This is a genomic window from Nocardia sp. NPDC004278 (genome assembly GCF_053602975.1).
Map to the genome: position 1 here is coordinate 1 of NZ_JBSGEQ010000074.1, position 14,638 is coordinate 14,638.

Sequence of the window (14,638 nt, forward strand, 5' to 3'; positions counted from 1 at the left end):
CGCAGACCACGCAGCTTGACCTGGAAGTCGGTGCGGCCCAAGTAAACGATGGCCCCGTTGGCATTGCGGGTGACCAGGTCACCGGTGCGGTACATGCGGGCACCGGACGCGCCGAACGGGTTGGCCACGAAGCGATCCGCGGTCAGATCGGTACGTCCGAAGTAACCGCGCGCCAACTGCGCACCCGCGAGATAGAGCTCACCCGCGACACCCGGCGGCACCGGGTGCAGACGCGAATCCAGCACGTAGGCCTGCGAATTCCACACCGGCAGGCCGATCGGCACGGCGCCATCGACCTTTTCAGCAACGGGGCCGTGGGTCGCGTGGACGGTGAATTCGGTTGGGCCGTAGAGGTTGTACAGCTCGGCAGAACTCACCTTGCGAATGGCCTGCGCCGCATCGGCGGTGAACGCCTCACCGGCAATGAGCAAGGCACGCAGCGATTCCAGCGCCGCACCACCGGCAGCATCCACACTGCCCGCGAACACGGTCAGCATCGAAGGCACGAACGAGGTCATAGTGACCCGCTCAGCGGCAATGACTTCCGCCAGATATTGCGGGTCACGATGCCCACCCGGGCTCGCCACCACGATCCGGCCACCGGTGGACAAGGGGCCGAACAGTTCCCACACCGACACGTCGAACGTGGCCGGGGTCTTGACCAGCACCACATCATCGGCACCGATGCCGTATTCGCCGGTGATCCAACGGATCTGGTTGACGACCGCCGCATGCGGGACCGCAACACCCTTCGGGCGACCGGTCGAACCCGAGGTGAAGATCACGTACGCCGGGTTGCTCGGGCGCAGCGGTTCGATCCGCTCGGCGTCGGTGACCGGCTCGTCGGAGTACCCGGACAGATCCAGCTCGTCGATGACGAGTGCGGGCAGACCGGTGCCGTCGAAGTCGTCGCGCGAGGTGGTCAGCACACACACCGGCGCGGCCGAATCGAGCACATAGCCGATCCGCTCCGCAGGCTGATCGAGATCCAGCGGCACATACCCACCACCGGCCTCGTGCACCGCGTACGCCGCGACCACCAAGTCGACCGAACGCCGCAGACCAAGGGCGACCAGCTTTTCCGGGCCGACATCGGCTTCGATGAGTCGACGCGCCAACCGGTGCACGCGCGCACCGAATTCGGCATAGGTCCAGGAAGCACCCGTCGCCGGATCCACGATCGCGACCGCATCCGGCGTGGCCGCCGCCTGCCTGGCGAACTCGTCCACCAGCGTGCCGACCGCACCCAGCGCACGCTGGGTGTCGTTCCAACCACGCAGCGCCAGTTCGGTTTCCCGCTCGTCGAGCAGGCCGATATCGCCGATGGCCCGATCCGGTTCGGCCGCGACGGCCCGCAGCAGCCGGTTGAACCGGTGCCCGAATTCGGCCATGGTGTCGGCGTCGAACAGATCGGTGGCGTAGATCAATTCGGCGGTAATGCCCGACGGCGCGACCGTGGTGGCACCGGCACCGTTGGCGGTGCTGGTCGGGGTCGCGGTCTGCTCCGAAAGCACCAGCTGCAGATCGAACTTGGCCACATCGATGGGCAGTTCGACACCGCTTACGGTGAGTCCGGGCAGTTCCAGGCTGTTCTGGCCGGTGTTCTGGAACGAGAGCATCACCTGGAACAGCGGATGCCGCGCCTGCGAACGGGCCGGGTTCAGAATCTCCACCAGGCGTTCGAACGGCAGGTCCGCATGCCCGAATGCGCTGATATCGATGCCGCGCACGGTGCGCAGCAACTCGGTGAAGGTGGCCTCGCCCTCGATCGGGGTCCGCAGCACCAGGGTGTTGACGAACATGCCGATCAGGTCGTCGAGCGCGCGTTCACCACGGCCCGCGACCGGGGTGCCGATCGCGATATCTTCCTCACCGGACATGCGAGCCAACAGAACCGCCAGCGCGGTGTGCGCGACCATGAACAGCGTCGCGCCCCTGCTGCGGGCGAGTTCGGTGAGCTTGCCATGGGTTTCGGCATCGATCTCGAAGACATGCGTCGCACCGCGACCCGATGCCACCGCCGGACGCGGCCGGTCGGCGGGCAGGTCGAGCTGTTCGGGCAGCCCGCGCAGGGCCTTCGACCAGAACTCGATCTGCCCGGAGATCACCGACTCCGGATCGGTTTCGGCGCCGAGCACCTCGCGCTGCCACAGCGCGTAGTCCGCGTACTGCACCTCGAGCGGCCGCCAGGCGGGTTCGCCGCCGTCGACGCGGGCGGCATAGGCGGTCATCACATCGCGGGTCAGCGGGCCCATCGAGAAGCCGTCGGCCGAAATGTGGTGCACCACAAGGGCCAGCACATGTTCGGTCGGGCTGATCTCGAACAGCCGGGCCCGGAACGGGACCTCGGCGGTGACATCGAAACCGCTCAGCATGACCTCGGCAAGGCGCCGCGGCAGTTCGGCCTCGGTGACATCGACCGGCGTCAAATCCGGGATCACCTTCCCGGTGGAGACGGTCAGCTGGTACGCGGTGCCGTCGACCTCCGGGTAGTAGGTGCGCAGCGATTCGTGGCGGGCCAGCACATCGGCGACCGCGATCTGCAGTGCCTGCCGGTCCAGCAGACCGGAAAGCCGCACCGCGGCCGGGATATTGTCCACGGCCGATTCCGGATCGAAGCGGTTGAGGAACCACATGCGCTGCTGCGCCAGCGACAGCGGCACCCGCTCGGGACGCTGCTGCGGCACCAGCGCCGACCGCGCACCGGCACCGGCCCGCGACTCCGCACGGGCCGCGAGTGCCGCCACCGAGGAGGCCTCGAAGAGTTCGCGGACACCGAGATCGGTATCCAGCGCGGCCGAGAGCCGGGCGGCGACCTGGGTGGCGCTGAGCGAGTTGCCGCCGAGCGCGAAGAAGTCATCGTCGAGACCGACGCGCTTCAGGCCGAGCACATCGGCGTAGGTGGCGGCGATGATCTCCTCGACCGGTGTGGTCGGCGCACGGAATACCGCGGCCTCGAATACCGGTGCGGGCAGTGCCTTGCGGTCCAGCTTGCCGGAGGCGTTGAGCGGGAATTCGTCGAGCACGATGACGACCGAGGGCACCATATAGGCGGGCAGCTGCCGCCCCAGATCCTCGCGCAAGGTCTCGATATCCAGCCGCAGGTTCGGCGTCGCGATGACGTAGGCCACGAGCTGATCGCCGGTGTGCTGATCACCGCGCACCACGACCACGGCCTGGGCGACCTCGTCCAGCGCGGTGAGCGCCTGCTCGATCTCGCCGAGTTCGATGCGCAGACCGCGCAACTTCACCTGGAAGTCGGTGCGGCCCAAGTACTCCAGCTCACCGTCGGCCGTCCAGGCCACCAGGTCACCGGTGCGGTACATGCGCGCGCCCGCGCCGCCGAACGGGTTGGCCACGAAACGGTCGCTGGTCAGATCCGGGCGTGCGACATAGCCGCGCGCCAGCTGAGTGCCCGCGAGGTACAGCTCACCCGCGACACCGACCGGCACCGGCCGCAGCCGCGAATCCAGCACGTACACCTGGGTATTGAAGACCGGCGCACCGATCGGCACGGTGTCGGAATCGGTCGCGACCACCTCGTGGAAGGTGACGTCGACCGCGGCCTCGGTCGGACCGTACAGGTTGTGCAGTGCCGCACCGGTCAACTCGCGCAGGCGATGCGCGGGTTTGGGCGGCAGCGCCTCACCGGAGGCGAAGACCAGCCGCAGCGACTCACACCGCCCGGCCGCCGCATCGGCCACGAAGACCGACAGCATGGACGGCACGAAGTGGGTGACAGTGACCCGCTCGGCGGTGATGATCTCGGCGAGGTAGGCCGGATCGCGATGTCCGTCCGGGCGCGCAACGACCAGGCGCGCACCGATCTGCAACGGCCAGAAGAACTCCCACACCGAGACGTCGAACGTCGCGGGCGTCTTCTGCAGTACGGCATCGGCGCCGGTCAGACCGTAGGCCGACTGCATCCACACCAGGCGGTTCACGATCGCCGCATGGCTGACCGCGACGCCCTTCGGACGACCGGTCGAACCCGAGGTGAAGATCACGTAGGCGGTATTCGACGGACGCAGCGGCGCCCACCGTTCCGCGTCGGTGACCGGCTCATCCGACAGCCCGAACAGGTCGAGCAGGTCGATGCGCACCTGGGCGGTATCGATCTTCAGATCGTCGCCGGAGGTCAGCACGCAGACCGGATCGGCGGTGGCGAGAATGTATTCCGTGCGGTCGGCCGGATGATCCGGATCCAGCGGCACATACGCGCCACCGGCCACGGTCACCGCATACATGCCGACCACCAGATCGATGGAGCGCCGCATACCAAGGGCCACATACGATTCCGGGCCGACACCGCGTTCGATGAGCCAGCGCGCCAAACCGAAGACCCGGGAGCCGAATTCGGCGTAGGTCAGACTCGTCCCCTCGAACGTCAGCGCGGTCGCGTCCGGGGTCGCGGCCAGCTGGGCCTCGAACATCGAGACCAGCGTCGACCCGTGAGCGGAGCCTGCGGAGCGAGCCGACAACACAGCGTCTACCTGGTGCGCGGTGTCGTTCCACGCCGACACCACCAGCTCGCGCTCGGCGGTGTCGAGCAGTTCGATATCCCCGACGGGCACGCCGGGTTCGGTGGTGATCGCGGTCAGCACCCGGACCAGTCGATCGGCAATGCGGCGCACCGTCTGCTCGTCGAACAGGTCGCGCAGGTAGCCCGCGCGGATCCGCAGCTGCGTGTCCAGCCCTGCGATCAGGGTCAGCGGGTAGTGGGTGGCGTCGGCGGCCTGCATATCGACGACCGCCATGCCATCGATATCGGCGGCTTGGGCCCGGATGCCCTCGGCATCGACCGGGTAGGACTCGAAGACCACCAGCGTGTCGAACAGGCCGCCGATACCGGCGACGGACTGGATATCGGCCAGGCCGACATAGTGGTGATCGAGCAGATCCGCCTGCTCGCCCTGGGTACGGGTCAGCAACTCGCCCGCCGATTCCGACGGATCGAAGCGCACCCGCACCGGAACGGTATTGATGAACAGGCCGACCATCGATTCGACACCGGTGAGCTGCGCCGGACGCCCGGACACCGTGGTACCGAACAGCACATCGTCACGGCTGGTCATCCGGCCGATCAGGATGCCCCAGGCGACCTGCAGCACGGTATTCGGCGTGACACCGAGGGATGCGGCCAGTTCGGTCAGTCGCGCGGTCGCCCGCTCGTCGAGTTCGAAGAAGTATTCGCCCGACAGCGAGGTGATCTCGCGGCCCGCGTCCGGACGCGACAGCAGCGTGGGTTCGCTGACACCGCGCAGCGCATCGGCCCACGCGGCCACCGAGGCCGCATGATCCTGTTGCCTGGTCCATTCCAGGAAGTGCCGGTAGGAGCGCACCGCCGGCAGCACATTGGCATCGGCGTGAGCCGCGTAGAGCACCAGCAGATCCCGCATGAGCAGCGGCATGGACCAGCCGTCGAGCAGGATGTGGTGGTTGGAGACCACGAACTGCCAACGATCCTGCGCCACCTGGATCAGGGTGAACCGGATCAGCGGCGGCGCGGTCAGATCGAAACGCTGGGCGCGGTCCGCGGCGATGAGGTCGGCGCCGTCGCCGGATTCGATCCGGTCGTGCTCGGCCCAGGCGACGCGGACGCTGTCGAGCACCACCTGCACCGGGTTGCCGTCGTTATCGGTGACGAATGCGGTGCGCAGACTCTCGTAGCGATCCACCAGAGCCTGTGCGGCCGACCGCAATCGGGTCGCGTCCACCCGTCCGGTGAGCGTCAGCACGGCCTGCGCGGTGTAGACGTCCACCGAGGTGGCGGCCAGGCGCGCGTGGAAGAGCAGACCCGCCTGCAGCGCCGACAGCGGCCAGATATCGGCCAAGGTCGGGAAGCGCTGCTCCCAGTTGTCGATATCGCGCTGGGTCGAGCGCACCAGGGCGAAATCGGATGGTGTATGCCCACCGGCACCGTTCGAATTGGCGTGCCGGGCAACCGCTTCCAGCGCGGTGGTCCACAACTCGCCGAATTCGCGGACCTGCGCGACGTCCAGCAGCGTGGTCGGGTAGCCGATATTCGCGGTCAGCTTGTCGCCGACCACGATGGCATTGATATCCAGCGACGCCATCGCGGGCGTATCCGCGTCGTAGGCGCCGCCGAGCGCGCCGAGTTCCGCGGCCGGGATCCAGCCGAAGCCACGCAGCGCCTCGGGCACATCGCCCTCGGAGACGCGGCCCAGGTAGTTGAAGCTCACCTGGCCCGGCTGCGCGGCGGGCAGTTCGGTGGCGGTCGCCGCATTCATATAGCGCAGCAGGCCGTAGCCGATGCCCTTGTCCGGCACCGCGAGCAGCTGTTCCTTGACGGCCTTGACGGCCTTGCCGAGGGCCGGGCCGCCGGTCAGCGCGGCATCGATATCGATGCCGGACAGATCGAAGCGAACCGGGAAGATCGCGGTGAACCAGCCGACCGTGCGGGACAGATCGGCGCCGGGCACGATGTCCTCTTCGCGGCCATGGCCTTCCAGGCGCAGCAACAGCGCGTCGTCGGTGCGGTTGCCGGTGCGGCGCGCGCGCCACTTCGCGGTCGCCAGGGCGAGCGCGGTGAGCAGACCGTCGTTGACACCGCCGTGGAACAGCGCGGGCACCGTGGTCAACAGCGCCTTGGTGACCTCGGCGGACACCTCGACCTGCAGCTTGTCGATGACACCGGAGGTATCCACGGTGGGATCCATCGGCCGCTCGGTCAGCAGCGGATCCGCGGTGGCGACCACCGAACGCCAGTAGTCGAGTTCGGCCACCCGCCGGGCACTTTCGGCCTCGCGCTGCAATGCGTGCGCCCAGGCCCGCATCGAGGTGGCGGGCGCGACGAGCTGCGGATCCTGGCCCGCGGTCAGCTGGCCCCATGCGGTGACGAAGTCCGGCACCAGGATGCGCCAGGAAACACCGTCCACCACCAGGTGATGCGCGGCCACGATGAGTCGGCCGCCGCGGCTGCCGTCCGACGGCTCCAGCCAGACGAACCGGATCACCACGCCAGCGGCCGGATCCAGCAGATCCAGCGAGGCATCCAGCGCGGCGGCGGCGATTTCGACCAGTCCGGCCGTGTCCACACCCGCATCGAATTCGGTGCGGTCGATCAGCGCGTCGACGTCGACCGTGCCGGGTGCGGCGGTGTCGACGATCCAGTCGTCACCGTCGCGGTACAGCCGCGCCCGCAGCATGTCGTGGCGATCGATCACCGCGCCAACGGTTCTCGCGATACCGGCCCGATCGATGCCGACCGGCAGCTCGAGTGCCATGGTCTGGTTGAACCGGCCGAACGAGCCGTCGCGCTCGGCCATGAAGCGGACCACCGGGGTCAGCGGCATGGCGCCGATGCCACCACCGGGCAGCTCGGCCAGCGTCTCGACACTGGATTCGGTGCCCTCGGCGGTCTCGGCGACCGCGGCGAGTCCGGCCACGGTGCGCTGTTCGAAGACGTGGCGCGGGGTGAAGACGACACCGCGCGCCTTGGCCCGCGAGACCAGCTGAATGGAGACGATGCTGTCGCCGCCGAGTGCGAAGAACGAATCGTCGACACCGACGCGATCCACACCGAGCACCTCGGCGAAGACCTCGGCGATGGTGTGCTCGATCGGGGTGCGCGGCGCACGGAAGACGACCTCGGTCGCGAATACCGGCTCCGGCAGCGCCTTGCGGTCCAGCTTGCCGACCGGGGTCAGCGGAACGTGGTCGATCACCATCACCGACGACGGCACCATATAGGCGGGCAGGCGCTCTTCGACATGCCCGGTCAGCTCGGCCACATCGATCGAATGCCCGTGCGCCGCAACCACATACGACACCAGCGAGGTCGCGCCCCCGGTGCTCTTGTGGCCGACGGTGACGGCGAAGTCGACGGTCTCGTGCGAGGCCAGCGCGGCGTCGATCTCACCGAGTTCGATGCGGAAGCCGCGCACCTTGACCTGGAAGTCGGAGCGGCCGACGTATTCGACCTCAGCGCTGTTCGTCCAGCGCACCACGTCACCGGTGCGGTACATCCGCGCACCCGCAACGTACGGGTTCGCCACGAAGCGGTCCGCGGTCAGCCCGGCCCGCGCGTGGTAGCCACGCGCCAGTTGGATACCCGAGATATAGAGCTCACCCGCGACCCCCACCGGAACGGGCTGCAACCGGTTGTCGAGGATCAGCGACTGGATACCGCGGATCGGACCGCCGATCGGCATCGGATCACCCGCCGCCAGCGGATCGCTGATATTGACCACCATGGCGGTCTCGGTCGGGCCGTAAACATTGTGGAAGCGGCGAATCGTGCCGTCCGCCAGTGGTGTCGCCCATTTCGCGATGAGCTCCGGCGGGTAGGCCTCGCCACCGACCGCCAGCACGCGCAATGCGTCGAGTCCGGTCGGATCGAGCGTCGCCAGCGCGGCGGGCGTGATGAAGACGTGTGAGACACGCTCGGCGCGCAGTAGTTCGGCCAACTCCTCGCCGCCGTAGACACCGGTCGGCACCACCACGAGCGCACCGCCCGGCCCGAGGGCGAGCAGCAGCTCGAGGATCGAGGCGTCGAAGCTCGGCGAGGCGAAATGCAGTGCGCGGGATTCGGCATCGAGTCGGTAGTTCTCGATCTGCGCGGTGCTGAAGTTCGCCAGCACCGCATGCGAGACCACGACACCCTTGGGCACACCGGTGGAACCGGAGGTGTAGATGACGTATGCCGGGTTCTCCGGGCGAAGCGGCCGGACCCGGTCGGCGTCGGTGATCGGGCCAGCATCGAAGGCATCGAGATCGAGATCCTCGAGCACCAGCCAGCGCACCGAATCCGGCAGACCCGCACGTGCCGAGGCCACCGTAATACCCACCGGTGAGGCGGAATCGGTGACCATATGTGCGATGCGATCGGCCGGATAGGTCGGATCGACGGGCACGAAAGCCGCACCGGTCTTGGACACCGACAGGGCGACGAACACCGAATCCGCGGACCGCGGCACACCGACCGCGACCAGATCCTCGGTGCCGATGCCCTCGGCGATCAGCAAGCGGGCCAAGCGGTTCGAGCGCTCGTCCAGCTGCCCATAGGTCACCGTATCGCCACGGAACACCAGCGCGGTCGCCTGCGGATCGCGCGCGGCGGCTGCGGTCAACAGATCCGGCAGCGTGCGCGGGGCGACGGCGGGAGCGCCGGTGCGGGCGATGAGATCGGCCCGCTCCTGGGCATCGAGCACATCGATGGTGCCCACCGTGACCGTCGGGTCGGCGGCGATGGCCTCGAGTACGCGCCGCCACCGTTGGGTGATCAGCGCGGCGCTCGACTCGTCGAACAACTCGGTGGCGTAGGTGAGCGCCAGCGTCATTCCGGTCGAACCGGTCTCCGACAGCGTGAACTGCAGGTCGAACCGGGCGACGTTCTCTTCGAGGTCCAGCGCGGACACCGAAAGACCGGGCAGTTCCAGCGCGGTGCGGTCCAGGTTCTGGAACGCGAGCATTACCTGGAACAGCGGATTGCGCGCCTGGGAGCGTTCCGGGGCGAGCAGTTCCACGAGGCGTTCGAATGGCACGTCCGCGTTGCCGAAGGCGTCCAGGTCGCTCGACCGCACCCGATCCAGCAGTTCGGTGAACGATTCGGACTGGTCGACCCCTGTGCGCAGCACGAGCGTGTTGACGAACATGCCGACCAGATCGTCGAGTGCCTGCTCACCGCGTCCGGCGATCGGCGAGCCGACGGCGATATCGTCGGTGCCCGACAGCCGGGCCAGCAGCACCGTGAGCGCGCTGTGCATCACCATGAACAGCGACGCACCGCGTTGGCGCGCAATACCTTCCAACGCCGCGATCAGTTCGGCGGGCAGTTCGGTCTGCAGGGTCGCGCCGCGATGCGAGGCGATCGCGGGGCGCGGCCGGTCGGTGGGCAGCGGCAGTTCGTCGGGCACACCATCGAGCACGCGCTGCCAGTGCGCGACCTGATGCGCCATCAGCGATGCCGGATCGTCCTCGGAGCCGAGGACCTCCCGCTGCCAGATCGCGAAGTCCGCGTACTGCACCGACAGTGGCGCCCAACCGGGCGCGGCGTCCTGGGCGCGTGCGCTGTAGGCGAGCATGACATCGCGGGTCAGCGGGCCCATGGAGAAGCCGTCGGCCGCGATGTGGTGCACCACCACCACGAGCACATGTTCGTCCGGACCCGCGGCGAACAGCCTGGTCCGCAGCGGAACTTGTTCGGAGACATCGAATCCGGTGGTCACGAACTCGGTGACCACCGCGGTCAGCTCGGCCGGATCGACCGAAACCGGCTGCAGATCCAGCGCGATCGCGTCGGCGGGCACGATCACCTGTACCGGGGTGCCACCGTGCTCCGGGTAGCGGGTGCGCAGCGATTCGTGCCTGCGCACCACATCCGCCACCGCCAAGCGCAGCGCATCGGTATCCAATGCGCCGGTGAGCCGGATGGCGATCGGCAGGTTGTAGGCCGCCGATGCGGTGTCGTACTTGTTCAGGAACCACATGCGCTGCTGTGCGAACGAGAGCGGCACCAGTTCGTCGGCCTTGCGCGGACGGGCGAGCAGCCGGGCCCGCGCCGCACCGTCGGCATGCGATTCCACCCGAGCCGCAAGCCCTTCCACGGTGGAGGCCTCGAACAGTGCGCGCACCGGCACCGTGGTGCCCAGGGCCGCGCCGATCCGGGATACCACCCTGGTCGCGATGAGCGAGTTGCCGCCGAGGTCGAAGAAGTCGTCGTCGACGCCGACCCGAGGCAGGTCGAGCACATCGGCGAAGACCGCGGCCACCGTCTCCTGCACCGGGGTGACCGGGGCGCGGAATGCCTTGGCCTGCACCGCGGGTGCGGGCAGCGCGCGGCGGTCCAGCTTGCCGTTGACGGTCAACGGGATCCACTCGAGCCGCACCAGCGCCGCGGGCACCATATACGACGGAAGTCGTTGCGCCGCACCGGTGCGCACCACATCGAGGTCGGGGGTCACGTCGGGTTCGGCGACCACATAGGCAACGATCCGCTGATCGCCCGGCTGATCCTCGCGCACGATGACCGCGGCCTGGGCGATACCGGGCTGGGCCAGGATCGCCGATTCGATCTCACCGAGTTCGATGCGGAAACCGCGCACCTTCACCTGATCGTCGGCGCGACCGAGGTATTCCAGTTCGCCGAAGCGGTTCCAGCGCGCGAGGTCGCCGGAGCGGTACAGGCGCGTGCCCGCCGCATCGGCGTCGGCGAGCGGGTTCGCGACGAAACGGGTGGTGGTCAGATCGGGGCGGCCGAGGTAGCCGCGGGCCAATTGCGGTCCCGCGACATACATTTCGCCCGCGACCCCGACCGGCACCGGCCGCAGCCGGTTGTCGAGCACGTACACGCGCAGACCCGCGATGGCACGGCCGACCACACTGCCGGAGGCGGCGGCGATGGTCGCGGCATCCAGCGCGCGGTAGGACACGTGCACCGTGGTCTCGGTGATGCCGTACATATTGACCAGCAGCGGAGCGGTCGGCGCGGAACCCGCGGAGCGCTTCTTGGCACCGTCACCATGTCGGGCGACCCAATCGGCGAGCCTGCGCAGTTCGAGGGCTTCACCGCCGAAGACCACATAGCGCAGCGCCAGCGGTTCGGCATCCGGCGCGGCATTGCGATCCGCCTCGGCCAGTTGGTAGAACGCGGACGGTGTCTGGTTGAGCACCGTGACCTGTTCCACCCGCAGCAGTTCCAGGAACTGTTCGGGCGAGCGCGAGGTGTAGTAATCGACGACCACCAGGGTGCCGCCGAACAGCAGCGGACCCCACAGCTCCCACACCGAGAAGTCGAAGGCGTAGGAGTGGAACAGCGTCCACACATCGTCGGGGCCGAAGCCGAAGTCGCGATCGGTATTGGCGAACAGCCGCACCACATTCCGGTGCGCGACCGCGACACCCTTCGGGCGTCCGGTCGAACCGGAGGTGTAGATCACATACGCCACATTGTCCGGGCCCAGCGCCGCGAGGCGGTCGGCGTCGGTGATCGGGGCGTCGTCGGCGTCCTCGATATTGCCGGTCTCCACCGCGAATCCATCGAGGACCACGGTCGGCAGTTCGGCGGGCACGCTCACCTGGACCGTGGAATCGAGGATCACGCTGGTCGGACGCGAATCCTCGAGCACATAGGCGATGCGGTCGGCCGGGTAGGTCGGATCCACCGGCACATAGCCCGCACCGGTCTTCACCACCGCGAGCAGCGCGACCACCAGGTCGAGTGAGCGCGGCAGGATCACCGCGACCAGCGACTCCGGACCGGCGCCGTCGGCGATCAGCCTGCGCGCCAGCACATTCGCGCGCCGGTCCAGTTCGGCGTAGGTCAGTGATTCGATGCCGAACTTGGCCGCGGTATTGTCCGGATGCGCGGCCACCGCCTGCTCGAACAGATCCACCAGCGTAGTACCGACAGCACTGAATCGCTCGGCGCCACTGTCCAATCCGGAAGACACCCAGCGCTGCGAAACATTGAGCCGCTCGGCCTCACCGAGCAGGTCGATATCGCCGATGACGATTTCGGGATCCTCGACCACGCTGCGCAGAATGCGCACCAGACGATCGGCGAAGGAGGCCACCGTCTCCGGATCGAACAGTTCGGTGGCGTAGTTCCACGACATGCCGAGCGCACCGTCGGCGGCCTCGCCAACGGTCAGCTGCACATCGAATTTGGCGGTGCCCGGATCGAATTCGACCACGGACAGCTCGACACCCGGCAACGCGACGGTGCCCATATCGGCGGCCGATGCGGCCTCGAAGGTCAGCGCCACCTGGAACAGCGGGTGATGTGCCTGCGACCGGGCCGGGCTGATGACATCCACCAGCCGCTCGAACGGCACATCGGCATTGGCGAAAGCCGCCAGATCGGTGCGCCGCACCTGGGCGAGCAGATCGCCGAACTTGACGCTCGGATCGACCTCGTTGCGCAGCACCAGCGTATTGACGAACATGCCGACCAGGTCGTCGAGCGCGCGTTCACCGCGTCCGGCGATCGGGGTGCCGATGGCGATATCGGTGCTGTTGGACAGCCGGGCCGCCCAGGTCGCCAGCGCGGCATGGACCACCATGAACAGCGTGACACCGCGGGCGCGGGCGAGTTCGGCCAGTGCGGCGTGCAATTCGGCGTCGACCGAGAAGCCGTGGGTGCCACCGGCATTGGAGGCGACCTCGGGCCGCGCGCGGTCCGCGGGCAGCTCGATCTGATCGGGCAGATCGGCCAGCTGCTCGGTCCAGTACGCGAGCTGCTGTGCCGCGACGGATTGCGGATCGTCCTCGCTGCCGAGCACCGCGCGCTGCCACAGCGCGTAGTCGGCGTACTGGACATCCAGCGGCACCCACGCGGGCACCTCGCCACGGCTGCGCTCGGTGTAGGCCAGCACCATATCGCGCAGCAGCGGGCGCAGCGAGAAGCCGTCACCGCTGATGTGGTGCATGACGAGCACCGCGACATGGTTGTTGTCATCGATGCTGAGCAGGTTGGCCCGGAACGGCACCGCACTGGTCACATCGAAGTGCACACTGGCCAGTTCGACGACGCGCGCGGGCACCGCGGCGGGGGCGATCGTCTCGGCCGCCAGCTCGAAGCGCACCTCGTCGGTGTGCAGAATGTGCTGATAGCCGGTGCCTTCCAGCTCCGGGTAGATGGTGCGCAGCGCCTCGTGGCGGGCCAGCACATCGCCGATGGCGGCGTTCAGCGCGGCGATATCGACATCGCCGGTGAGCCGGATGGCGACCGGAATGTTGTTGACCGCGGTCTGGTTGTCGAAGCGGTTGAGGAACCACATCCGCTGCTGGGCCAGCGACAGCGGCACCAGCTCCGGGCGCGGCTGTGCGGTCAGCGCGGCCCGGCCGCCCGCTCCGGCGGCCGATTCCACCAGCGCGGCCAGTGCCGCGACATTCGAGGCCTCGAACAGCGCACGCACCGGGATCTGGGTGTCCAGTGCCGCGCCGAGCCGCGCCGCCACCTGGGTGGCGATCAGCGAATTGCCGCCGAGTTCGAAGAAGTCGTCGTCCAGACCGACACCGTGGCCGACGCCCTGCAAACCGAGCACCTCGGCGAAGGTGCCCGCGACGATCTCCTCCACCGGAGTGGTGGGAGCGCGGAATACCTTGGCCGCGAAGGTCGGTGCGGGCAATGCCTTGCGATCCAGCTTGCCGGAGGCGTTGAGCGGGAACGCGTCGAGCACCATATAGGCCGCGGGCACCATGTAGGCGGGCAGCTGCTCGCCGAGGGTGTTCTTCACGGTGTCGACAACGATGGCGCGGTCCGGGTTCGCGACCAGATAGGCGACCAGCTGATCGCCGGTCCGCTCATCGGAATGCACAACTACGACTGCCTGCGCCACCGCGTCCTGCGCGGTCAGCGCCGACTCGATCTCCCCGAGTTCGATACGCAGACCACGCAACTTCACCTGGAAATCGGTGCGACCCAAATACTCCAACTCACCACGCGCAGTCCACACGACCAGGTCACCGGTGCGGTACATACGCTCGGCAGTGCCGAACGGATTCGCAACGAACCGCTCAGTAGTCAGGTCGGGGCGACCAACATAGCCGTGCGCCAACTGCGCACCCGCCAGATACAGCTCACCCGGAACACCGGCCGGTACCGGACGCAACCGCGAATCCAGCACGTACACCTGGGTGTTGAACACCGGGGCGCCGATCGGCACCGAACTTA

Annotated in this window: 1 protein-coding gene; it reads right to left on the minus strand. The window is 68.1% G+C overall.

Annotated elements, in window-relative coordinates; translation table 11 throughout:
* Nucleotides 1-14,638 (minus strand): non-ribosomal peptide synthase/polyketide synthase (locus tag ACWEO2_RS43420; RefSeq protein WP_452410725.1); only part of this gene is annotated, 14,638 nt, incomplete at both ends.